Source organism: Desertivirga brevis (assembly GCF_017355835.1).
This window is the reverse complement of the sequence record NZ_JAFEWF010000005.1, coordinates 200,394-223,645: the sequence shown is the minus strand read 5'-3', so window position 1 is coordinate 223,645 and position 23,252 is coordinate 200,394. Positions and strand designations below refer to the sequence as shown.

The 23,252-nt window shown below is 40.1% G+C and carries 29 protein-coding genes and 2 pseudogenes; 12 read left to right on the top strand and 19 right to left on the bottom strand.

The genetic code is table 11. The features are described from left to right. Positions 1-10: 10 nt before the first annotated feature. The 5 genes from J4N25_RS13925 to J4N25_RS13905 all read right to left on the bottom strand — a co-directional run bounded on the left by J4N25_RS13925 (position 11) and on the right by J4N25_RS13905 (position 3,045). On the bottom strand, positions 11-406 hold the full coding sequence (locus J4N25_RS13925; protein ID WP_207420276.1) for a cupin domain-containing protein: 396 nt from the start codon (positions 404-406) through the stop codon (positions 11-13). Between the two features lie 217 nt (positions 407-623). Then, on the bottom strand, positions 624-902 hold the full coding sequence (locus J4N25_RS13920; RefSeq protein WP_207420275.1) for a hypothetical protein: 279 nt from the start codon (positions 900-902) through the stop codon (positions 624-626). Between the two features lie 402 nt (positions 903-1,304). Beyond that, on the bottom strand, positions 1,305-1,838 hold the full coding sequence (locus tag J4N25_RS13915; protein ID WP_207420274.1) for a L,D-transpeptidase family protein: 534 nt from the start codon (positions 1,836-1,838) through the stop codon (positions 1,305-1,307). A gap of 1 nt (position 1,839) precedes the next feature. Then, on the bottom strand, positions 1,840-2,166 hold the full coding sequence (locus tag J4N25_RS13910; RefSeq protein ID WP_207420273.1) for a hypothetical protein: 327 nt from the start codon (positions 2,164-2,166) through the stop codon (positions 1,840-1,842). A 456-nt stretch (positions 2,167-2,622) separates the two neighbouring features. Continuing rightward, complete coding sequence (locus tag J4N25_RS13905; RefSeq protein ID WP_207420272.1) at positions 2,623-3,045, bottom strand: DUF1810 domain-containing protein; 423 nt, start codon at positions 3,043-3,045, stop codon at positions 2,623-2,625. Between the two features lie 135 nt (positions 3,046-3,180). On the opposite strand from J4N25_RS13905, the gene J4N25_RS13900 reads away from it, so the two are divergent. The 5 genes from J4N25_RS13900 (at position 3,181) to J4N25_RS13880 (ending at position 8,267) form a co-directional block, all read left to right on the top strand. After that, complete coding sequence (locus J4N25_RS13900) at positions 3,181-3,600, top strand: hypothetical protein (protein ID WP_207420271.1); 420 nt, start codon at positions 3,181-3,183, stop codon at positions 3,598-3,600. Positions 3,601-3,634: 34 nt separating this feature from the next. Continuing rightward, a complete protein-coding gene (locus tag J4N25_RS27150; RefSeq protein ID WP_207420270.1) occupies positions 3,635-6,166 on the top strand; it encodes a DUF4132 domain-containing protein in 2,532 nt (843 codons plus the stop codon). A 137-nt stretch (positions 6,167-6,303) separates the two neighbouring features. Then, complete coding sequence (locus J4N25_RS13890) at positions 6,304-6,531, top strand: hypothetical protein (protein WP_207420269.1); 228 nt, start codon at positions 6,304-6,306, stop codon at positions 6,529-6,531. Between the two features lie 52 nt (positions 6,532-6,583). Continuing rightward, positions 6,584-6,808, top strand: a complete 225-nt coding sequence (locus J4N25_RS13885; RefSeq protein WP_207420268.1) for a CDGSH iron-sulfur domain-containing protein — start codon at positions 6,584-6,586, stop codon at positions 6,806-6,808. Positions 6,809-7,100: 292 nt separating this feature from the next. Next, a complete protein-coding gene (locus tag J4N25_RS13880) occupies positions 7,101-8,267 on the top strand; it encodes a hypothetical protein (RefSeq protein WP_207420267.1) in 1,167 nt (388 codons plus the stop codon). Positions 8,268-8,440: 173 nt separating this feature from the next. Here the strand turns inward: J4N25_RS13880 and J4N25_RS13875 are convergent, their stop codons facing one another. From J4N25_RS13875 to J4N25_RS13865, 4 genes and pseudogenes are all read right to left on the bottom strand, one after another. Next, complete coding sequence (locus J4N25_RS13875; protein ID WP_207420266.1) at positions 8,441-9,301, bottom strand: PhzF family phenazine biosynthesis protein; 861 nt, start codon at positions 9,299-9,301, stop codon at positions 8,441-8,443. Positions 9,302-9,305: 4 nt separating this feature from the next. Further along, positions 9,306-9,755 (bottom strand): DoxX family protein, encoded by a 450-nt coding sequence (locus J4N25_RS13870; RefSeq protein WP_207420265.1) that lies wholly within the window; start codon positions 9,753-9,755, stop codon positions 9,306-9,308. Continuing rightward, a pseudogene (locus J4N25_RS27145) lies at positions 9,752-9,943 on the bottom strand (hypothetical protein); the annotation flags it as partial. The pseudogene J4N25_RS27145 and the gene J4N25_RS13870, both read right to left, overlap by 4 nt. 46 nt (positions 9,944-9,989) lie before the next feature. Beyond that, the gene (locus tag J4N25_RS13865) at positions 9,990-10,574 is read right to left on the bottom strand and encodes a Crp/Fnr family transcriptional regulator (RefSeq protein ID WP_207420264.1); all 585 of its coding nucleotides are present in this window, start codon (positions 10,572-10,574) and stop codon (positions 9,990-9,992) included. Between the two features lie 247 nt (positions 10,575-10,821). Here J4N25_RS13865 and J4N25_RS13860 point away from each other — a divergent pair, with 247 nt between their 5' ends. The 3 genes from J4N25_RS13860 to J4N25_RS13850 all read left to right on the top strand — a co-directional run bounded on the left by J4N25_RS13860 (position 10,822) and on the right by J4N25_RS13850 (position 13,288). Beyond that, positions 10,822-11,631, top strand: coding sequence for a helix-turn-helix domain-containing protein (locus J4N25_RS13860; protein WP_207420263.1), 810 nt, complete (start codon positions 10,822-10,824; stop codon positions 11,629-11,631). Between the two features lie 239 nt (positions 11,632-11,870). After that, complete coding sequence (locus tag J4N25_RS13855) at positions 11,871-12,740, top strand: SDR family oxidoreductase (RefSeq protein ID WP_207420262.1); 870 nt, start codon at positions 11,871-11,873, stop codon at positions 12,738-12,740. 20 nt (positions 12,741-12,760) lie between these two features. Beyond that, complete coding sequence (locus J4N25_RS13850; protein ID WP_207420261.1) at positions 12,761-13,288, top strand: SRPBCC family protein; 528 nt, start codon at positions 12,761-12,763, stop codon at positions 13,286-13,288. Between the two features lie 313 nt (positions 13,289-13,601). Here the strand turns inward: J4N25_RS13850 and J4N25_RS13845 are convergent, their stop codons facing one another. Together J4N25_RS13845 and J4N25_RS13840 are read right to left on the bottom strand one after the other, a co-directional pair. Continuing rightward, the gene (locus J4N25_RS13845) at positions 13,602-14,102 is read right to left on the bottom strand and encodes a hypothetical protein (protein ID WP_207420260.1); all 501 of its coding nucleotides are present in this window, start codon (positions 14,100-14,102) and stop codon (positions 13,602-13,604) included. Between the two features lie 107 nt (positions 14,103-14,209). Continuing rightward, on the bottom strand, positions 14,210-15,046 hold the full coding sequence (locus tag J4N25_RS13840) for a hypothetical protein (RefSeq protein WP_207420259.1): 837 nt from the start codon (positions 15,044-15,046) through the stop codon (positions 14,210-14,212). Between the two features lie 321 nt (positions 15,047-15,367). Between J4N25_RS13840 and J4N25_RS13835 the strand changes: the two genes are divergently transcribed. Further along, entirely contained in the window at positions 15,368-16,252 is an 885-nt protein-coding gene (locus J4N25_RS13835) for a TraB/GumN family protein (RefSeq protein WP_207420258.1), read from the top strand. Between the two features lie 84 nt (positions 16,253-16,336). Here the strand turns inward: J4N25_RS13835 and J4N25_RS13830 are convergent, their stop codons facing one another. Further along, a complete protein-coding gene (locus J4N25_RS13830) occupies positions 16,337-16,501 on the bottom strand; it encodes a hypothetical protein (protein WP_207420257.1) in 165 nt (54 codons plus the stop codon). Beyond that, positions 16,485-17,186, bottom strand: a complete 702-nt coding sequence (locus J4N25_RS13825) for an SH3 domain-containing protein (RefSeq protein WP_207420256.1) — start codon at positions 17,184-17,186, stop codon at positions 16,485-16,487. Before J4N25_RS13825 ends, J4N25_RS13830 begins: the two co-directional genes overlap by 17 nt. Positions 17,187-17,591: 405 nt before the next feature. Between J4N25_RS13825 and J4N25_RS13820 the strand changes: the two genes are divergently transcribed. Further along, entirely contained in the window at positions 17,592-18,044 is a 453-nt protein-coding gene (locus J4N25_RS13820; protein ID WP_207420255.1) for a hypothetical protein, read from the top strand. A gap of 205 nt (positions 18,045-18,249) precedes the next feature. Continuing rightward, a complete protein-coding gene (locus tag J4N25_RS13815; protein ID WP_207420254.1) occupies positions 18,250-18,630 on the top strand; it encodes a helix-turn-helix domain-containing protein in 381 nt (126 codons plus the stop codon). Between the two features lie 46 nt (positions 18,631-18,676). Here the strand turns inward: J4N25_RS13815 and J4N25_RS13810 are convergent, their stop codons facing one another. From J4N25_RS13810 to J4N25_RS13785, 6 genes and pseudogenes are all read right to left on the bottom strand, one after another. Beyond that, positions 18,677-19,300 (bottom strand): WG repeat-containing protein, encoded by a 624-nt coding sequence (locus J4N25_RS13810; RefSeq protein WP_207420253.1) that lies wholly within the window; start codon positions 19,298-19,300, stop codon positions 18,677-18,679. Positions 19,301-19,347: 47 nt separating this feature from the next. Next, positions 19,348-19,806: a hypothetical protein gene (locus J4N25_RS13805; protein WP_207420252.1), complete on the bottom strand. Its 459-nt coding sequence runs from the start codon at positions 19,804-19,806 to the stop codon at positions 19,348-19,350. A 338-nt stretch (positions 19,807-20,144) separates the two neighbouring features. Beyond that, a complete protein-coding gene (locus J4N25_RS13800) occupies positions 20,145-21,026 on the bottom strand; it encodes a HEPN domain-containing protein (RefSeq protein ID WP_207420251.1) in 882 nt (293 codons plus the stop codon). Positions 21,027-21,030: 4 nt separating this feature from the next. Next, the gene (locus tag J4N25_RS13795) at positions 21,031-21,255 is read right to left on the bottom strand and encodes a hypothetical protein (protein WP_207420250.1); all 225 of its coding nucleotides are present in this window, start codon (positions 21,253-21,255) and stop codon (positions 21,031-21,033) included. Between the two features lie 420 nt (positions 21,256-21,675). Next, positions 21,676-21,993 (bottom strand): annotated as a pseudogene (locus J4N25_RS13790) (DUF6265 family protein); the annotation flags it as partial. A 15-nt stretch (positions 21,994-22,008) separates the two neighbouring features. Next, positions 22,009-22,170 carry a hypothetical protein gene (locus J4N25_RS13785; RefSeq protein ID WP_207420248.1) on the bottom strand — a complete coding sequence of 54 codons (162 nt, stop codon included), beginning with the start codon at positions 22,168-22,170 and terminating at the stop codon, positions 22,009-22,011. A gap of 349 nt (positions 22,171-22,519) precedes the next feature. Between J4N25_RS13785 and J4N25_RS13780 the strand changes: the two genes are divergently transcribed. Beyond that, positions 22,520-22,660 (top strand): hypothetical protein, encoded by a 141-nt coding sequence (locus J4N25_RS13780; protein ID WP_207420247.1) that lies wholly within the window; start codon positions 22,520-22,522, stop codon positions 22,658-22,660. Positions 22,661-23,252 lie beyond the last annotated feature (592 nt).

Genomic DNA, 23,252 nt, shown 5'->3' with positions numbered 1-23,252 from the left:
TTACCTTATTTTAGTCTACTTTAAGAAGTTCTGTTAGCTCGGGTTCTCCAGCATTTAAATAGAATGCGATAAACTTCAGAGGTTGTTCTTTTGATGCATTATCAAACCGTAAGATCGCTGTTCCTGATGGCTCATAAAAGGAATCGCCTGTCTTTAAACGCTGTTCTGGCTTCCCTTTCACCTGGTAGATCAAATTTCCCTCCGCTATGTAGCCCACTACCGGACAGGGATGGTGGTGAAGCGGGGCCTTTTGGCCTGGCTGCATTACTATTTCTTTTGCATCCACTCGATTGAAACTTCTGGCTGCGAATTCAACGCTTAATAGGTCTTTGCGTTGAACTGTTGTCTGTGCTTGTGCTCCACATGCAATTAGTATTAGTACTATCAAATAAATAAGCTTTTTCATAACCTTAATTTTATTCAAAAGTAGCCAGGGTACTTTTTCTAGTCTTGGAAAATATTGCGTACTATTAAGAATTTGTGCTGCTGTCGGAAGGAGTACTATTTATCTAGATTTCTGTATCATCCAATTCTTGACGGGGCTTAAAAAACTGTTCAGGCTTACTAATAGAGAAATCAAAAGGATAATTTTGTGAAGTGTAATTTGTAGGATCTCCTTTACCCTATCGGGAAACCTTCATGTCATTATACTCTACTATTCTTCGTTTGGCCAATTCTAATTGTTCCTCGGATTGCCATACATCTACTCTGCTATCCTCTTTGTAGTACTGGTCTATAAAGTCGGAAGCATAATCCTCTATCGTGTATTCATATTTTTTCTTCTCAAATTTTATCCATAGGTCCCAGATAGCTATATCGATAGTCTCTGAAAGGTTAAGCACTTTGGCTATCACCACTTTCCAATCTGCTTCCGGCAAGCTAAACACCTCGTATAGTTTCATATTATTTAAGACTTCGTGTTTTTCTTTGGGTAACCCCCCGAGAGTATCTTTGATGTAGCATTTGAACAGTCCCCTCATATAATCTGGACTTTCTTCTTCCTTTGCTAGTTTTGGTGATGTCATTTTTCAGTATCGAGTTATTTCCTATTGGTGCCCTAATTTAATAGAATCTAGATTTCTAAATTTCAACTTTCTTAAAATGAATCATCCCAATCCGTCATATTTCTTTCATCAACTCACCTACCATTCTAATTGGCTAAAGTCCTTTTAATTGGCAATTAAATAATTCATAACAAATCCTGCATTTCTCCAACCGATAGAATAAAGCTACTCCTAATGTTCCTTGCTGGTTTTCTGTTAGATAAGATACCACTACAGCGGTATTACTATTTACACGAACTTTTATTGCCGAATCTCTATAGTTGTACCAATTGGGGTATGTTCATAAATTTCGTCTACTTCCTCATTAGTTAACGCAATACAACCCTGAGTCCAATCCTTCCAACGATGAAATCTTCCAATAAAGCCTCTTCCATTCTTCAAACCATGAATTTTTATTTCACCACCAGGGGATTTATTTAGAGGTTTTGCTTGTCTGCGATCTTCCAAGTTGGGATATGAAATGCCAAGGTTCTTATGCCAGCCACTGCGAGGGTTTTTTGCATATATCTTATAAATTCCTTCTGGAGTTTTATTGTCGCCCTCGAATTGCTTATCACCAATGGGACTCCTCCCTAATGCAATAGTATATGACTTTACCAAGGTTCCATTAGAATATACCAAAAGTTTCCTTTTTGCTTTAAGGACTAGTATTTTATCAATTATAACACCTCTCTTAATTTTTTCCTCGGGATATGAGTAGTAATAGGTTACAGCAAGGCCTAAAACCAATAGAAAAATCAAAAAAAAATTCGCACGTCTAGTTTTATTTATCATTTCAGAAATCTAAAATACTTCTCTCTGGATTGCTTACTAAATACCTCAGCTTGAACCTTCTGGCAGCTCTAAACAAATCTATATCTACAGTATCACTAATTTCCTGACATCTTGTATAATCTCTACCGTTAACCCGGTAACGGAAATTGATGGTTCTATCATAGGGCGAAACAGTTATGTAATTGGTGCTGGTAGTGTCAATTTTTTCCGCCTTTCCAAACAAAGGTTTGCAATGAATAATACGAGCTATCTGTGGCTCTTTTTTACTGTATTCGAAAAGAAACTTATCGCCAACGATAAAATCGCTACTGACAGGTCCGTATTGCAAAATTTATGGCTGTCCTTGGACATAATAGCTGTAGGTAGCTAAGTAGTTTCTGCCGTTCATTGTGCCTCCGTGGAAAGTACCTTCTGTATAACCTGGGTCCATAATTATTTTCGGTTTACTACAGGAAACGAAAACAATGATCAAGGTGAAAATTAAATATGAATTAAAAAAAGTACTTAGGTTCATTTACGCCTTCTCTAAACTCCCTGTATGATGGTCTTGGCCGAAAGAAAGAGATGCGCTTAACGCAGCAATAGCAAAGGAAAAGGTTGTTTTTATATTCATTCTATTTACGATTTTCATCGAACTAGTTCAAAGGTCTAGCTATTTTTACCCAAAAGTTTAGATCAAAAAGGCGGAGCAATTGATAAAACGGAAGATTAAAATATTTTTTCCTTAAACATACTTACTTGCAATATACATTGTTTCCTGCTTTCTCCTATCAAATATTCATAATTATCTACCAAGCAACCTTAGCGTTTGCGCATCCTTTTTCCCACCAAAGAATTTCAGAAGCACTTTATCAAAAATCTCATCAGCTCCTGTTACACAAGAAAATAAGGTCATTGAAGAATGCAGTTTCATATCATCCGGCGAACCAAAGATTTCTGTAGCATTCTGCTGGGACAACTCCAGCAATTCCTTGCTGATCTCCACAAGTCTTGCCCCCAGCACTGGGTGCTTAAGGTAAACTTCTGCTTCTTTTAGGTCTTTTATGCCGTATTTTATGGACATAGCAGAATAACCTAAGCCATTTAGTTGGGGAAAGATATACCACATCCAGTGACTACGTTTACGGCCCTGCTTAATTTCGCTAAGCGCGACGGCATAATCTTCCTGCTGCGCCTCCATAAATCGATTTAATTCACCTTTTTGCATGTTGCTTTAACCCGTCCTGACCGAAGGTTGTTTCGAACGATAAGCGCACCCTAATACCTTCACCCACCGCCAACCTCGCCCTAACGTCTATTAATCTTCTATTCATTTTAAATTTCAATGAAAATATGTAGCTTCATGACAAGTAAACGTTTTATGAGTAACCTTACTATTACAATTAAAGACGAAACCATTGGAGGCAACATCCTTAATGAGATAAAAATTCAAATAGCGTCTGAAAGAACTACGGTTAGGGAGATAATTGAGGCACGAGTAACGGCAGAAGTTCAAGATTATAATCAAAGATCACCACTGGTTTATTACGGGTTAGTGAAGCCTTCTGATTCTGAGTCCGAGTTGAACGGGTACAGATTAAGGAAGAGAGATATGAAAATTGATCCAGAGCAGCAGATCTACACTGCGCTAGATGCTTTTCAACAAAACGGCTTCTTTGTCTTGATAGATAATAATCAGGCTGAATACCTGGACCAAGAGGTGCTGGTAAACCAACGCACTGAAGTAAGCTTTATAAAACTAACACCTTTAGTTGGCGGATAAAATGGGAATATCTGATACTATCAAAAACCTATTTGTGAAAACAAACGAGGCTAAGGAAATACAAAATTTTGAAGAAATTTTTGATGGAATCTTAGATCGAGCAGTGGTTGAAGGCAATTTAAAAGATAGTTGGTGGAAATTAAAACATCATGATTTTGAAGTCTATGAAAGGGTTGTTGCTTGTTTTGACGATGCCCAGAAAATAGATTTCTACCTATATATGGCCAAATTCACGGCCTCTTTTTACAGTACAACAAGCTCTTATACAGGCGACGACAGACCTTATCGTAAATCTTGGGTCGCAAGACTTTTCATGGGGCAGATCATGAAGAGCCGCCCTCAAGCAGACGATGAGAGGTCGGAAGCATTAATAAGAGCTGCAATTAAGTATAATAATCGGAGTAAATATCCTGTGTTTGTTCCGCTTCAAGGTATTCTCAATCAAATATCAAAAAAATATAAAAACCCTGATCTCCCTGAGAATCTTAAACAGGTATTATCAGATCTTGATACCAAACTTACAAGCTCCACAGACTTTTGTTCAGATGTTGAACATCATAAAATAAAAGGACTTATCAGAGAAATTTTAGGTACGCATTCCAGTAAGAATGAAACAGACCTACTCCGGTTTCCTGGCGAAGATCCTTTTGTTGAATTTGCTAATTCATATCTCAACAACCTCACCAGCAGCGAAAAAAAGCTTTGGTTGAGTATAATTAACCTTAGCACTAAAGCTAGCGGCTCAAAGCCGGCACTAAAGTATTTACAGGAAGCTAAAAAATTAATAGGTATAGAGGCACTTCCTGAATTTAAGAAAGCATTTATTCACTTAGCCGAATTTTTAATCTCTTTTAAGGGAACAGAAACAACAGTACCAGATGAGGGCCCTTATTTTCAATACCAATTCATCTCTGCTCCGGCGGCAGAAACCATGAAAGGACTTGTTTGGGTTGCGGCTTGTTTTCCGGAAAGGGACGTTCTTGAAGTAATAGCTTCCTTAGCTGATAAATGTTATAAGAAAATACCATGGCATGGGCAGATCTGTACTGTAGTTGGAAATGCCTGTGTTGTTGCACTGGCAAAATCAGAGGGACTTGAAGGTATTGGTTTACTGTCGCGATTACGGGTAAAAATTAAACTTCCCAGTACGCTTCGCATTATTGAAAAGAATTTAGAAATGGCTGCAGCGGAACGTCGAATTCCGGTTTCGGATCTAGAAGACCTGTCGGTCGACGATTTCGGTCTAGTAGATGCTTCCAAAGCTATTGAAATAGGAGATTATACTGCAGTCCTTCGTGTAGAAAAATTGAAGGTAAATGTTCTATGGCGAAAGAAAGATAACAGCTATCAAAAAGCAGAGCCCTCTAGTTTGAAAGAACAATATTCTGGTGAGCTAAAGAAGGTTAAGATAATGGTTAAGCAAATAGAGCAAAGCTTGAGCGCCCAAAAGGAGCGCCTTGACAATAACTTCAAGATGCTTTCCAAATACTCTGCTGAGCACTTTTTCAACTGCTACTTCAACCACGGGCTACTTTCCCTCCTTACCAGGAAACTTATTTGGTCGTTTAGTACGGAAGACCAACAGGTAAATTTATTGTGGTTAGACTCAAATTGGATCAACAGCAGTGGAGAAGTGGTTCAATTTCCCAAAGGGTGTTCCATCAGCCTCTGGCATCCTGCCACAGCCTCAACGGAGGAAGTGAAAGCCTGGAGACAATTATTGATCAGAAAAGAAATTACCCAACCAATAAAGCAAGCCTTCCGGGAAGTGTATTTGTTAACGGATGCTGAGGTTAACACAAATGTTTACAGTAACCGGATGGCAGCCCATATCTTAAAACAGCATCAGTTCATGCCATTGGCAAAAGCTCGAAACTGGAGGTATATGATCCAAGGGCAGTTCGATAACGGCGCAGATGGTATTGCTTCTACCACTCTGCCTACCTCAGGCCTCATCGCGCAATATTGGACAATACCTGTAGATGGAGAACAAGCAACAGACGCAGGTATTTTCGGGTATATTACTACAGATCAGGTGCGCTTTTTAAATCAGAATACCAGGGAAACGGTACCATTAGCGGAGGTACCTGTTCATGTCTTTTCTGAAGTGATGAGAGATGTAGATCTTTTCGTTGCAGTGTCAAGTGTTGGAAATGATCCACTTTGGCGAGATAATGGAGGGCTCCCCGGGTACCATGAATATTGGAGCTCGTACTCTTTTGGAGAATTGTCTGAGGTTGCTAAAAACAGAAGGGAAACAGTTAAACGCTTATTACCCAGGTTAAAGATTTCTAAAGTAGCCGAGCTAAAAGACAAGTTCTTAATTGTAAAAGGTAAAAAGCGGACTTATAAGATACATTTGGGTAGTACCAACATCCTCATGGAGCCCAATGACCAATATTTGTGTATTGTTCCTGATCGTTCTAGGAAAGATCCAACTGAAAAACTATTTCTACCTTTTGAGGGAGATTCAGGACTTTCCGTGATTATCAGCAAAGCCATCATGCTGGCAGATGATGATAAAATCACTGATAGAACCATTACAACTCAAATAGAAAGAGCCTAAACATTCGTGAATATTTAATTAGTGTTACCGCTATTTAAAAGAAGAAGGGATCGGGGAAGAGAGTGTTTAGAAAATCCATTTGACAGGAGACACGGACGGTGTGGCTTTTTTTAAAATATTTTTGAAAAAAAGTCCTAATGAGAGTATTAGTAACAGGGTCGACAGGTAAGCTTGGTAAGGCCGTTGTGGAAAACCCTGAAGAGGCTATTTTAAAACTTTATCCCAAAGCCGAAACCATCTATGCGTCTAAAAACTGGTCCTTCCCAGATAGTATTGACCGGGTTTATGTTACTAAGAAAGCTAAACGCATTTTAGGGTTTGAACCAAAGTTTACGTTCGACTATCTGCTGAGGAAGGTATTCTAAATTTAGATCCTTGTATTTCGATGCATTATTCTACTTTTGCCCAAAACAGATAATGGCAACAACAAAACTTACAATTAACAATAACGGTTCTGTTAGAATCGAAGGAGATTTCGAGATAGTGGATAAGAATGGGAATTCTTATGGCTTGCAAGGCCGCACCGTAGTATCTATCTGTCGCTGCGGACTTTCTAAGAACAAACCATTTTGTGATGGAGCTCACAACGGTCATTTTGACCATGAAGCAATTGCATTTGATTTGCCACCCAAAAAGGTCTAGTCGCCAGTCATCTGATTTTAAATCAGATGGCTGTTTAGCCCTTCCCCCAAGTTCTTCCTAATAATGTCCCGAACCTTTGAACTACGAACCTTCCAGCCCTCCGTTTGTGAGCTTCGGCCCACTAAAGTTTTTCCTGTAAATCTCAAAATTTTCAATCATTTCTACCGTTTATTAATAATCAGAGGGATTGTTCTGGCTGCTTAGCCGTTTCGAAAGCAGTCCCCTTTTGAATTTATTTTTCTTTTCTATTTCGTCAGCACTGTCTGGCCTCAATATTGTTTAATTTATTATTATGAGAAGCGCGATTTTATCCCTTTTTACCTGCCTGTTGATGACGTTCACCTTACAGGCACAACAGAACAGGAACCAGCTGGATATACAACTGAACAAGAACGTATTACAGCCCGGGGATTCCTTAATTGTAAAAGTGGATTACAAAGATAACAGCGGTAAGATAATAGATCAGGGCCTGGCAACGCTGGAGCTGATTGTTGAAAACGAACAAGGACTGCGTACACATCTCCGCTGGCCTATGATTAAAGGACAGGCTTCCGGGGCTTTGTATTTACCTGAATCGCTGGCAAAAGGCAAATACACGCTTCTGGCAGGTTTGCAGCAACGCTTCTTCGAAGTGAGAGGTAAAATACAGGACGCAAAGAAATTAGGCAGTATCCAAGCGATGTTATTGACCAAAACTGGCGAGTGGGACTACCAGGAAGTTCCCGTGGCAACTAACGGTACGTTCTCCATCAATAACTGGCTATTTGAAGATAATGCACTGATGGCCTTTTCCGATGCCGGAAACACTAACCGGCAACTAGACATCCGCATAAGCACTCTACTCGATTCTACTTATCAACCTTTAGCAGTAGCGGGACGAGTATTTTATCTGGGCAATCCACCATCAGCAATACGTTCAAAACTCGATCAGCCCGTAAAAGCGCCACAGACTAGTTTCGCAGGCCCAAGGATTGAACTTCAGGCAGTGGTAGTAAAGGCTACCGCCAAAAGTCCCGCTCAGCAGTTCAATGAAGAATACGCCAGCGGCTTATTCCGATCCGGCAACGAACGGCTAATTAGTATTATGGATGACCCTAATGCATTAGGCTTTACGGATATTTTCGCCTACCTGCAGGGTAGAGTCGCCGGTTTGCAAATAGCACCAGGTGGTTTTAATGGGGGTACGGCCAGGTGGCGCGGTTCACCTGTAACGTTTTTTATAAATGAGATGAGGGTGTCGGCACAGGATATTGCAAATATACCCATAACAGATATAGCAATCGTAAAAGCATATCCCCCACCTTTCTTCGGCGCTCCCGGAGGTGGAGGTGGTGGCCTTGCAATTTATACCCGGCGTGGAGGCGAGGCTAATTACCTTCCTGCTAACAGGCAGGTGTTTCAAGTAAGGGGTTACACACCCTCTGAAACAACGTTAGACATGGGCAAACTGAACATGTAGGGAATTCATGGAGGTGTTTTTTCTCAAACTGTTATTTCGTAAAGATTACAGCGCAAATGATCTCCCGCATGCCGGGAGATCTACCATAACTTCGTACCTTTCGTTTGAAACGAGCGAATATTAATTTACAAAAAAGGTAATAATTCATGATCTTTTTTTAACAATTGAAAGACTCAAAATACCTCAACTGATCTCACCTCCGATACGGTAGCTTCTCCCCCAGCAAACATGGAGGCTATTAGGGCACTCTCCGCCTGAAGCTTTACTGCGATACGGCTGGGGGAAGGCTCCTTCATAAAGTATCCCTGAGCTATCCTGTACTCCTCTTTTTTCTTCCCATATTCATAAAGCCAAGCCGCTAATGGTCCAGCAGCCATACCAGTGGCAGCTTCCTCCTCTATCCCGTACGCCGGGGCAAACATCCTTGCAGAGGCATCGAAGTCGCCAAAACTCTTGAAAAATACATAGTACCCGATCAGATTATTTCGCTGGGTAATCTCTGTAATCTTTGTATAGTCCGGTTCCAATCCTCTGAGAGTAACTTCATCCCCCACGTCCAGAACCATGAAGCTGTTTCCGGTGTTTACGAAGCATGGAGGAACGTTAGGCACCATATGCAAGCCCAGGGAGTCCAAGATCATTTTTGTTTCCCTTTGATCGGGGTAAGTAAAGATGGGAGTTTTCTGTTCCATGTAAACTTCCCCATCTAAAAACCTTATCTCCCTGATCCCGTCAATCGTCTCCTTACTGGTCGCACTCTTGTTCCCTACTCTGCCCTTTTCCTTTAGAAAAGCAAAACTTGCAATGGTTGCGTGACCGCAATGAGCTATTTGGCGACTTGGGGTAAAAAACTCAAGCTTAAAATCAGCAAGGTCAGATCTACTTATAAAGGCTGTTTCTGAAAGGCCAATTTTCCGGGCTACCTCCTGCTTCTGTTCCTTGGATAGGTCGTCTGCGTCAAGCACCACACCAGCTTTATTTCCTCCCTCCTCATTATAGCTGAATGCGTTTACAATATTCACCTGTACATTCATTGTATTAGTCCTTTGTATTATAAATCAACCTATCTGCTGACCATAAACCTCCTCCTGACAAGAACAAGGAAATCGTTCCGGCCAGAAAAAGTATAAAGTATTCTATACCTTCTCCCTTTTGATTACCAAACCAGTTCATAAAAAAGCCATATTCCATGTGAGAGGTAAGCAGAATACCCAGCATAAGGACGGTTATTGCTCCACTAACCAGTCTAGTTGCCAGTCCTAACAGCAACAGCACCGGACCGAAAAACTCTAGAACGATTACCAGGAAACTAATTATCCAGGGAATACTCATTGTTTCGGTAAAGAAATTCATGGTACCACTAAATCCGAATCCTCCGAACCAGCCCAACAGTTTCTGCGCCCCGTGGGGAAAAAGAACTGCTGCTAAAAGAATTCTCAGAACTAAAGGGGCATAGGACTGGCCCGTCTTAAAAATCAACTCTCTCATTTTTTTAGGTTAAATAAATTGTTCACTAATGATTTTTCCGTTTTTCCATTCCTGAACGGAAGCTGGGTGCAGATTTTCTCACCCCATTCCTTGTACGTGTTTGATTTCATCTGTCTATTGTATTTTGGAGCTTTCCTCGAAGCATGCAAGGCTTCTGAAAATCTATTGTTACAAATTTCCGCAGACGATGAATTTTGGGCGAACGCCCAGGTTAAGAAATTTTGTTAACCTAGGTTAACTTTTTACCAGCACCTGCTTCCGTATCCGGCTTAGGCTTTGGGGAGCAATACCGAGATAAGAGGCTATCAAATGATTAGGTACACGTTGCTGAATATGAGGATACTTATTCAAAAACTCCAAATATCTTTCAAGGGCAGTGTTACATAGTGTTGCTGCAACCCTCCTGTTATACGCTATTACTGAATTGCGATAAAGTATCCTGAAATAAAGGTTCATTTTCGGAACCCTTGCAAATAAAAGCTCCATGTCCGGCTGCGAGATCTGCAGTACTTCCGTATCCTCCAGGCACTGCACATTATAACTGCTTGGGTTACCAGTTGTAAAGCTATACAAGTCGCCGGCCCACCAGTCTTCGGGACTAAACTTCATCGTATGCTCCTGCCCTATATCGTCCACCAGGTACGTCCTCAACATACCTTTGTTGACAAAGGTTTCGTACTTGGATACGTCACCCTGCTGTACTACATACTGGTTTTTCCGGTATTTCCTGTGCTTGAAAAATGACTGAATCAACTCCCTTTCAGCAGTGTCCAAGTCCAGTCCGTTTTTCTCGAAGTTATTAAATAGCAGTTCGTACATAAGGTTGCAGGTAAAAATAACAAAATGGACATAATCCGCCGCTTCGTTTTCTTACCATTCCTCCCCGGTAATGTTTCCGAATTTACATAAGTGCTACTTCTTCGCCTTTTTACCGTATCCCTTGTCAAAATAAAATATTCATTGGCTTCTTTGCTATTGAAAAAAGCCTTTATTTTGCAATGCTAAAAGAACTGCCTATTCGTTTTTTAGAATTTCAAACGCTTTATTTTTCAGTAGATTGGAAAACATGGAAGGTTATACTAGTTGCCGAATCTCGACTCTGCCAGACTTTAAAGATGTTTTTTCTCATTTTTATTGCGCCGAGAATAAGTCGGGTGAAGTAATCGAAAAAACATTATTGCCTTCGTACCAAACCATCATGATTTTCAATTTTGGACTTCCTGCATCCTTTATTTCCCAAACCGGAGAGCTCATTACGGTTGAAAGGTGCATAGTCCTGGGTCCTATAAAACAAGCATTTAACTATATATTGCCAATTGGTGCAGAGATATTAGTTTGCAATTTCAAAGACGATGCCTTTTTTAGATTTTTCGGAAATGCAGATCTTACCCAAGGGCTGTCCGTTCACCCCGACGAATTAATAAGCCAAGATTGCTTCACTACATTATGGTCTGAAATAAAAGATATTGATAGCAACACTGACCGGATTCAAAAGGTACTGGATTTCGCCAAACCTTATTTAAGAAACCGGAATGAGATTGCCGAACAGCTTGCCCAATTTGACCGTACCACCTTCAGTCCGATAAAAGAAATCTCCAGAAAGAATAAATTATCTGAGAGGTATATACAAGTCAATCATAAAAAGCATTTTGGATACAGTTCGAAAGAAATGTATCGTTACTCCCGGTTCTTAAAAGCGATACAAATGGTTCAGACCATTTCATGTGAAAACACTAAGGTTGATTGGTTTGAGATCATTGATCAATGTGGTTATTATGATCAAAGCCAGCTGATCAAAGATTTTAACCATTACTTGCGGATTAGTCCCTCAAAATATCTCAAATTCCAGGAAGCAATCTGTAATCCCAGGAGCTAACCTCTCACAGAATCGACACCATGCCCTCTACCCTTTAATTGCATTGCAATCACCCGAAGATATTTCTAGACATCTACAACACGAAACCTTGTTTTTATCTACCAAGGTAATCCCGCAATACCACCCCTCGCAATTTTAATTAGAGCTTGGCCAATTAGTTCCGGTCTGTTCCCATTTCGTTTTCTTACAATTCTGCCTCTTCAACTAAACCGAATTTTACAGTATCAAAAAACAAGATCATGGAACAAACAAATCTTTTAATTACAGGAGCAACAGGAAGCGTAGGAACGCAACTCGTAAAGAAATTAGTGAATTTGAAAGCTTCTTTCAAAGTACTTGTCCGGAATAAAGAACAAGGTGATTTAATGGCTCATTTACCTCAAGCCCAGATAATCGTTGGTGATCTAGCCGACAACGAGAGCTTGGAGAAAGAGTTGCAGGGCATTGACAATGCATTTCTATTAACTAACTCATCAGAAAACGCCGAGCAACTCCAGTTAAACTTTGTAAACGCAGCGCATAAGGTCGGCGTTAAACAAATTGTAAAGCTATCGCAGCTAGCCGCTGATGAAGCTTCACCGGTACGCTTTCTTCGATATCATGCGGTCGTCGAAAATAGGATCAAAGAGCTAGGCATGAATTACACCTTTCTGCGTCCAAATCTATTTATGCAGGGATTTACAGCATTCAGCCACTATATAAGAAAGGAACGGAAATTTTATGGCTCTTTAGGGAACGCCAGTGTAAGCGCAGTCGATATTAGGGATATAGCAGAGGTAGCTGCAAAAGCTTTAACTGAACCTGACCATGAAAATAAGATCTATAACATTACGGGACCAGAAGCACTTACCCATTTCCAAATGGCCGAAATCTTCTCACGTGTACTGGGAACCGAAATTACCTATGTAGATATAAGTCCCGAACAAATGCAAGGGGCATTAACTGCTGCCGGTTTTCCGGAATGGCAGGTAGGTGGTCTCATTGAGGATTACGCGCACTATGCAAGAGGAGAAGCCTCAGAAGTTTTTGATACAGTGCCTGAGATCACGGGACATCCTGCCGCCAGCTTCGAGCAGTTTGTAAACGATTATAAGAACTTCTTCAATTAACCCTAACCCGTAAAAAAGAAATGAAAAAGTTACTATACGTTTCGCTTGCAGCCATCGGTTTACTAGCAATTACCATCGTCGGTCTAGAAATCTTCAGTTCATATACTGTATCTGAATCCATTAACCCCGATGCACCGGTAAAGACCTACCAGCAAATAACAATAAATGCCTCGCCACAGAAGGTCTATAAAATTATGAGTGAAATAGATCATTGGGATGAATGGCACAATGACGTCCAAGAGCCTATATTAACAGGACCATTTGCAAAAGGCAGCAGCTTTGATTGGAAAAGTGGTGGATTAACTATTCATTCAACCTTACATACCGCAATACCCGCCCAGAAAATTGGCTGGTCAGGCAAAGCCTTAGGAGCCTTCGCCATTCACAATTGGCAATTTCTGCAGGACGGCGACAATACGGTCGTTCGTGTTGAGGAAAGCATGGAAGGATGGCTAGTTACATTAATGCAAGCTAAATTTCAAAACGGACTGGAACAATCATTACAAACATGGCTGAACAATCTGAAAGCCGAAGCTGAAAAACAATAATCTAATTAATCATCTAAATATCAATAAAATGGAACAAGCACCAAAAACAACTTTCGACAAATCAATGTACAACCCCTATTTGTTCGCAACCTACAAAGCCATCAAAAAAATCATCAAATACAGCTTTTACATAGCTATACTGTATTTTGCATATCAAGGATTTATGGCTTGGGATTAATTTATGCCACTGTTAATAGTGTGAAAACCTCTGCTGACCAGCAGAGGTTTTTATGCTTAAATTCTTTTTTGCAATTTTTTAAGTGAGGGCAAGGATCGCATTCCTTTAGGTATAGTTCTAAATTACAAACAAGCTCTAATAATCCCATACGCTATAATACACCATCTTCGTGGCAGGTTGAATAATTAGTAGACGACGATCATGAAACCTCAGGCCTTTATCATTGGAACAGCAATCCTCAACATAACTAAAATAGTTTGTAGTATCATTAAGAAGCTTAGATAAATCATCATCACCATAATACCACTTTTCACCCTTTTCAGTTTCTACCAGTCCAACCCTTTCTTTGAAATTAAACTGACAGGCCACCCCAATGTTGTGTGGGATACTTCCTTTATGCCAGCGCCCATTATTCCAAGGCGGCGCAGAAGCTAACCACTTTTTTATTTGGCTATTTGTAGTCCTAAATACAATACTATATTCGCCTGATAAAAAAGCATATCCATCAGTAACAACAAGATTGGATGTTGATTCACTAATTGTCAATCCTGTCCGTTCCGCGAAAGTACTCTTCGGATCATCAGAGAAACAAGCAGATAAAAAAAGAGTGCTAATGATTAGTATGTGGAGTTGCATTTTTTCATAGAATAAAACAATTCTTATTATTATAAGTGAAATTGAAAATAAAAGGATTTGGAGTATGCCTGCTCCTAAAAAAATACTCCTGCTGTCTAGTACTTTTCTTAATTCATCGTTTTCAACAACTCTGTAAATATAAATTCATTCGTTTCCATGGGAGAGTCTAGTCTAGGAACGATCAAATCAGATTTAATGGCTTTAACAACAATATTGTAGCCTACAAGGGCATCGTACTCATCATAGAAAAGAGCCGTCCAATCTTTACATTCCCCAAGAGGCTTCATCATAACCCCGTTAGAATAATATTTCAAAGGCAGGTTGAAAGTGGCTGTAGAAACCGACCTGCTTTTATACTTCATACCAAGCTTACACACAAGGGCAGAATAGCGAAGGGCACCTTTTACACGCTCTTTAATTTGATTGAAGTTTTCAGATGTCTTCGGTTTGATGCGCCACTGGTTGAACTGCGGCTTCGTATAAGACATTTCATCTTCATTTCCCTCCTGCGATCTCTTAAATACAAGGATTTGATCAAGACTGATCAATGAATATTTCTTCTGCGCTTTCTTAAAAGTACAGTATAGTTTATCATCTACAATATTTTCAATTTTAAAGAAAGCAACGTCCTTCCCCTCAATAGTTAAATATAAAGTAGAATCTTTAGGTTCTATATGCCAGTTACCTGAGAAATAATTTCCGGTCTCTGCTCCAAGTATACCCGTGCACTTCTTTTCATCCTCGAAGTACATATAGTTAGAGGCAAAAATACGCGAGGAAACACCATCAAATACTTTAATCGATAAGTGGTCGCTGTTTTCAAATTCGCGTTCGGCCCTGGACTCGACCTTGTAGAAATCCCACTTACCCTGCAACTGATTTTCAATAGAAGGCTTACAGCTAATAGAACATAGTGCTGCAATTGCAATAAAGGCTAGTCTCATACTCATCAAACTTTAATTCGATTAGAATTAAAGCCCTAAATTTATATAATTTACTTATTTCCAGCACCGGAAATATGAGTTTTTATAAAAAAAGCAACAGTAGATCGCTCGCAAAAACCGATACAACACCGTTTAAGTGAAATATCAAATGGAGAAAGTAGGTATATGCTTTTTCCCTAACTTAGCTACTGGGAAGCAGTTTTCAGAGCTCGCCAAATTTCGATAATCAAAACTTCGATCAGATTATTAAACAGGCATGAGACCGTAGAAACAGAACTTTGGCCGACCTTTGGTGATCTTGCAGTACATCAATTAATAAAAATGAAAATAAAACTATTAAATCTTATCATCGCGGCGCTATTCGCGCTACAATCTTTTGCCCAATCCAGTACATCCGAAAATGGTTTGCTCTGGGAAATAAGCGGTAAAGGCTTACAAGAAAAATCGTACCTGTACGGGACTTACCACCTTATGGGAAAAAGTTTCACTGACACCTTACCCGGCCTGATGAAGGTATTTCAGAACTCTAAGCTTGTTATTGGAGAGATTGTTATTGAGGACGAAATGACAATGGCTCAAAAAATGATGCCTTATATGACCTTACAGGGGAAAGGTTTGAATGAAGTACTTTCGCCTGCAGAGTTTTCAGAGGTGGATGCTGTAATGAAGGCAAAGACAGGCGCACCGCTATCTGTTTACAATGCCCTTAAGCCCGCAACCGTACAAATCATCCTGGTGGCAAAAATTGCTCCAGGGAATATAAGTCCGGAAAACCCCGGACTGGATATATTTTTCCAAAAAGAAGGCGCAAAGACTGGCAAACAGGTAGCCGGCCTCGAGACTATTGAAAAGCAGTCCGCATTATTGCTCAATACACCAATCGAGAAACAGAAGAAAGACCTTTTGAAAACGGTACGTAACAATGAGCGCTACGCAAATGAATCAAAAAAACTATTTGAAGCTTACAAATCAGAAAACCTTTCACAGATAGAAAAATTAATCCGCGAAAGCCCCGACTCCAGTGCAGAACAATTAAAAACATTATTAACCGACCGCAACAAGGAATGGGTAAAGCTTTTACCAGATTTTTTTAATAAAGGAAACGTGTTTCTGGCTGTTGGCGCAGGGCACTTACCAGGAAAAGAAGGTATAATTGAGTTATTAAAAAGTGCGGGGTATACCCTTAGGCCGGTAAGTTTAAAATAATTGACCTACCTGCAATGATCATGGATCGGGGGATCGTATTTATAAATCCCTCAATCTTTTAATCCTTATACCAGGAGAATAAATCTACCAGAACATCGGGTTCTTCCCTTTCCACAAAATCAGTCTGAATTCCTGGTAATGATTCCCCGTTCCTATTGTCTGATTATCCCTGTGGTCGCCGGAGTGGCCTCTTGAACGAGCTGCAACTAGTCCTGCTCTTGTTCCTTCTCCCTTAAAGAGTATCCACATACCTGTTCTTATACAATCCCCCCTTTATTACCCAAGTACCAAAATACCCTCCCGCTCCATCGCTGTTATTAGGAAAATAAATATAGGTAGTTCCTCTATTGTCGTGGTAGATATTCAGACTTTCCAGCCCAATTTCAAATAAATCTTTGTAGCAGCTGGGGGGAATGACAACAAGTTTTCCCTTAATTTTTAAAGAAATTCCTGATATTTCCATTTTGGGGAGATTTCCATCAATACCCCAGGGTATTCTTCCATCTATCTTTTGCACGTATCCTTCTTTTGTCCTTTCAATTTGGTGTGCTTTAATATTGAATGGTTTAAGTGAAATAGAAAACGACAGGGTATCGTTGGTAATGGAAAGTGAATTTCCATTTCGGTTTCGAAAAGCACTCGTTCCAGCTATCGATTCAAGCTGAGTAAGCTCAGTCAGCCTGCTTTTATTTATATAACCGTGTATGTCCCCGAACTTGGAGGTTTTGAAAACCTCCCGCCACAAAGTTCCCGGCTCGTAATATACCATAACAATGTCGTCATTGAACAGCTTGGCAATAACTTTTGCTTCAATACTTTTATCCTGCCGGACATTTACATAGCCATCCGGATCTTTAATTATTGCTAACTGGGCAAAGGATAGTTTGATGTTTATAATAACTAGCAATAGTAGAAGGGCCCTTGATTGAATCATTGTGAAAGACTTTCAATTTACCAATATCGGAAAAAGAAGGGGTCAAAAAAACTTAGGTAGACAAACAAAAACAATAATCCTGTCTACTTTAGCAAATCTTACAAGTACAAGACCTCGGTGCTTCCAAGCGCACGCCCCTGTACTTATTTGAAGTCTCATCCAAATTCTACACTCGGCCTTCCTGGTTAGGCACTTGTAGATTTGGATATTCGATTTGGCACCTTAGATACATAAATATGCCGATGTCTTCCGTGGAATTTTTATATTGAGCACCGCACAAAAATGGGTGACAATATCTTTTAAATTTCAACACTTTCTACTACATTAGTATAAACATAAAATTTCCGCAATCTTTCCTTGACATTACAATTTATATCAAACACAGAAAGACTCCTTAATAAGATAGTGAACGTCGCTATCATCAACTTCGCCATTTTTGGAGTCTTAACAGGGGTATTGGATCTAATTAAGATTGGTATTATAGAAGCACTGAGTGTCTTTACTTTATTGGTGGCGATCTTAACTCTTCCTGTCGGTGCAATTGCTGCATTTAGTAAGCTTTTCCTTGATAATCGTATCAGGTTTGAGCCAGAGGCTATTAGTCAATTGTCGCTTAATATTGGGGACCAGGATTTTGTAGACAGGAACTACGACAAGGCTAAGAATAGTGGTAATTGGATAATTATTGGAGGAACAAAGTTTGATCTTGGAGCACGGGATGCTTCATTTGCCGCTGAAGTATTAAAGGATAACCCCGCTATGATCCTTCGTAACGAATCCAAAGTCTTTTTACTTGACCAACCTTCTTATAGCCTATTTAAGGAGGTAGCGCAATCACTGTGGGGATTAGGATATTAAAATCCATAAAGAAGATACCAGAATTAAATATGCTTACAGAGTAGGTAACAAAACTTATCAAAGGAGCCTATTTTTCCCTGAGAAATTTTCGCTGAATAGCGGGAACGACCCGGCGTAGGAAGTTTCAATATCACCAGGAGTACGACAAAGTGGACGCTAAAACGATCTGAATGGATTTGGCCTTAATATTTAAATAGAAAAAGATATGACTGGAAAACCACAATGGTATTTAATCGAATCTGAAGACGACTATAACAATGCCGTTTCCAGGTATGAACAAATCAAACGCACATCGAGAGGCTCTGATGAACATAAAGAAAAGGTTTTACTAGCGCACCTCATTTCACAGTACAAAAAGTCGCAGGATGATCTTCCTGAAGTAGATCCAGTAGAGCTGATAAAGATCAGAATGGAAGATTTTGGATATAAATCTGCAAACCCGGCAAAGGAATATGGAGATAAGGGCACTATAAGTAAAGTTTTAAATTACAAGCAGGCTCTTTCTCTAACCATGATTAGGAAATTTAGCCGACTTTTACAAATTCCGGTGGAAGCATTAATTAAGGAATATAAAGTAGGTAATTGAACTAGCTGGCTTTTGAGCTTAAAAATCAAAGATTTCTTCTACACCCCTATTCATACTCACTTTTCCATTGTATTCTCTTTTTCACCTGTTCGTAAGTGAAGTTTCCAATCAGCTCTACTTTCCCTTCAGAGTTTATATAGCCTTGCTCCTTACATACTATATCATAGTGGTGACAAGCACTTTTCTCATCCGCGTGTTTATCCCAAGGCACCATCTTACACTTTTGTCCAATCAAAGCTTTCCCCTTATAAAAAGAGCTTGCGATTTCAAACTGAGGTTTGATCACAACTTTTCCGAGGTAGTTGGCAAAACCTATTTTTCCAGAAGCATCCACAATTCTGATTTTGCCTTCCCTTAACTCGTCGGGACTAGGTTCACCAAAACTCGTGTTGTAAACTTTAAACAAAATCTTTTCGTTAATGTCTATCGCTGACCAACCCTTTACTCCTTTAATACCAAAAACTGCAAAATAGCCGGGCTTAAATCCACTTAAACACATCGTGTATTTCGCCATATCCAGTTTTTTAACTGTTTTTCCCTTTTCATCAACCATATAGTACTGAGACTTCCATCCCTTTCCAACTACTTCTTTAACAGTAAATTTTCGTTGCGCCTGCAGAACTATTGGTACTGCTAGAAGAAGTAACCATATTATTCTAAGAAACCTCATACCATTAATAGTTTTTCCGATTGCCAATTTTGGAAAAAGAATATTTATCACTTCACTTCCCTCGCCGCCATCTTCTCCATAAAGTGAATCTGCCGAGGATCATAAACCTCCATTTGTGGCCGACCTTTATATTCCGTGATGTTGCCTTCAACTGCAATGTATTTACCCTTATATACCTCCTCCGGAGCTGCTGAAAAGTTCTTTCTTGCTTCGCCTTTAATCACTATGGTTAATTTCTGGTTAGGATAGTTACCGCCAAGGTTTAGGAAAGTGATGGGGGTATTACCAGCGATAAAACGGGTGCTGTATACCGAATCGGCAACCCTGACGGAATCACCAATATGCTCGCCTACCTTATCTGCGGTGATAAATTTTATCCTTTCGGTAGCTGCCTGCGTTGGTCGTGGATAAGATGGTGGTGCCTGGATCTGAGCCACAGCCCCTTTTGCACCTACCAATAGCAGAATAAAAATCAGTTTCTTCATCATTGTAAAAATAGCTTTCATTTCGTTTTGTTTCTAATTGATTGCAACTGTAAAATATATTGTTCCTAATAGAAATATTTGTATATTAGTACTGTCTTTCAGCTTATTCCTGCCATTCAGATAAAGTACCCTGGCACACTTGTGTTCCCTACTAATCTTCTTCTACTCATCTTCGTCTTTTATTCGACTCCGCTTTTACTCTTCTTCCAGACTGGTTCGGGAACGCTTCGGGAACGCTTTTACTTTTCTTTTACTGCGCTTCGTCTAAAGTCGGCCAAGACTCGGAGGAGAGTCGTCTGAGAGACGGAGGGACTCCGAATCAGTCTACAAGCATTCCCGAACACGGGTAAGAAAAAAGGCTACTCCCCTATATCCAACACTCTCATCTTTTCCTCAAACACTTTTGCCGCTTCCTCCAACAGGCCCTTTGTGCCCTGCATCAATATAGCAAGCTGTTTGTCACTTACTAAGAAATCAGAAGTATACCGCGAATCAAGGTAAGCACGCTCTAAAAGATCCAGGATTTCCTTGTCTTCCTCTGTCTCATCCGGAAAGTAATTCATAAGACTTGGAGCAATGCGGCGGATATGAGTCTTCAGTGCTCTTAGTGAATGCGTTTTCTGGTCTCTCCCGTAAAAGGAGCGGGTAAGCCAGCGGTAACAATGCTCAATAGTTTGTTGCAGCATAAAGGTTGCCATGGTATTTTCCCTTCCCGCAGCGTACATGCAGGCTCCCTGAAAAAACAGACCAGAAAGCTTTTTACCTGCTTCAAAAGTTGCTGAAGCTCTTTGCCTAGTAGCAAGCAGTGCAGCAAAAGAAACTTTGGGAAGTTTGGAAGCAGTTCTATTGTACACAAGGTTCTGATAACAACAATTGGTCAGGTAAAAGAACTCTCCCTTGTATAGCAGCTCCTTTAGCTGGCCCCAATTAAGCAGCGAACAGGAAATAGAAGCGCAGCAGGCAGTTGCAAAATCAAGCACAGGCTCAAGTTCGCGGAAGGACTGACCAGGAGTGCCTGCTAACACCAGCACGAAATCGTACCAATACGGAATACAGTCCGTTCGCTTCTCCACCCTAAATATCATATCAGGCTTTACTACACGAACCAGGAACTCCAGAACTGCTTGCTCCTGATCCAGCTCATTTGCGATTGGGAAAGTCTGCAAGTTTTCCAGCAGATGCAAGCTAGCCAAGTTAGCAGGTGGATTAGAGCGGTCTTCAGAAAGATAAACAGCTTCCATTCCCTTATTCCTCCTTTCTGTGCCAGGCCTGCTGAATCAATTGCACGGTGTCTAAAAATTCCCCCTCCCTTTTCATTATCTGCGCAGGTGCGGCCTCCAATAGATAGATTACATGTGATTCGATGGCTTTATTTAGCTTTTTATTACCTTCTCCAGAGACTTCTTCCTCTAGGCTCATGCCTCTAGGAGATTCAGTGTGATTAAGAGCAGTTTGCGATGTGGGTTCCATATGCAGGTTATTTATTGTTGATTTTAGATCTCCTTCCCTGTCATGGAATTAGTAATACTTAGAATTCCTATTGCATTTTCACCATCCCTGAGTATTTATTAATTCCTCCTTTTCCTTGCAATACTAATTTCGGCAGAGTGAAAGCGGTACCCCACCAATTATACTGGTGTTTTACTCATTTGCCTGGATATATTACTTACAAAGTCAAAAGGAGGATAAATTTCTTTCTAAATAGAAATAAAGGGACCTTGGAAACCTCATATAAAGAATGCTCTTTTAAAATAAATCTTCAGGAGCTAATACACATCCGATTAATAAGAACCGTCGTAGGTAAGATACTTGGTATGTGCATTCTCCGGCAGATGCCTTGCAAACAAAGAAAATATTAAAGGTCTTCAACTGAAATGAATCAGGGCACTTTTATTTGGAATAAGGAAACATTGTGATTTCTTCCTTCCCTTCTTTGTTCTTTTCTTTCAAGGTGACCATTAATTTGTCAGGGGCTTTTAATGTGTAACTTAGCTCAGTCCCATCTGCGCCTTTAAAAACCGCGTGGTTCTTCTTTAAACTAATGAGAGGATAAGGATTGGGAGCATCCTTTTCTTCCCAGCCAACACTTCCCGGGTTAAAGTGCCGGAGATACATTACCGGTACCTGCCCTTTCTGTTCGATCACTACAAATTCGTAAAAGACAATTTTGCCATCTTTAACACAACGGTAGCTGCTGAGCATATTATCACCCGTTGGAGCACCCTAGAATTCTTCCATGTCTCCCCATTGGTGTTTTAATTGCCATTTGCCTTGTATGAAGCTGAGGTCTTTTATCTCTGCCTTGAATTCCTGCGCTTTAGTATGCAGGGATAGAAAAAGAAAAAGGAGGGTTATGGTAGTAAGGCTTGTTGAATGTTGTTTCATAAGACATGAGGTTTATCAAATATACTTAATTCCGTTATCGAAAGACGAGTAATTTATTCACGTCGTAACTCCACCGACTCTCAAGGAATACATTGCAAGAATCCCAAAGGAACTAAACACAAATCCCATAACCCTCCGAAACCAACTCCAGGTTCCTTTACTCTTCAAAATACCGTGGTTGTCCTTTTTCAAAACCTAACTAATGAACCTAATCCTTTAATACTTTTTCGCAACTTTACATCTCCAGCTTGCGATTGGCACATAAGTTGTTTTTGTTATAGAATTTCATTTTAAACCGGCCTTGGGAAACCAGCTTTTTTTTAAATAGATCTACCAAAGCAGTCAGACCATGAGTACTAAAGCAGCAGAGCAACAAAAGAAGCAGCGACAAAAAGAATTTAAGGAAAAAAAAGAACATAAAGAGCGTGCTGAAGCCGAGGCAAAAAAAGCTAAAAGCAAACATGAAAGTGAAGATGAAGCGAGCGGCTAAGTCAACCACTCCTGTAGCGCATCTGCTGTAAATTTGTGACATCTAATGGTATCCGCAACCCAGAAGCCGACCAAGCTTCTTTATCCGGAGCTGGTGCCCATTAAATTCACTTTAACTAACCTTAGATGCTTTTCTGTTATTTATAAACCTACATCCCGAGTCACCATTTTTCAAAATACCTAAAATCCAGATAAACAGCGTTACCATGAATCACAGAAGGAATCACTCTTTTATAACCCGCTAAAGTTTTAGGAAGCCCTTTTCCAATATGTGGAGACAATTTGGGTTCAAATGTAAATTTATAGATCTAATTGCCGTCCGGTTTAAGAACGTAATTGGGATATTACAAGCAATAAAACGAGTACTAGAAACTGAATTAGCTAAGCTCCAAAGACCCCTTTTTGACCTCATTTGGACCCCAAAACGTTTTTTTGCCTCTTTTTTTCATGGCGGTTCTTCAGCTCTCCGCTAGTACTTGTTCAGTTTTTGTTCAGGTAAAACTGCGTTTCCGGTCTGTTTAACTGAACAAAGGGTTAACAAGGTATGAGCAAGAACTGAGCATAAGGTAAGTCGCAACATCTCTTTGTTGACG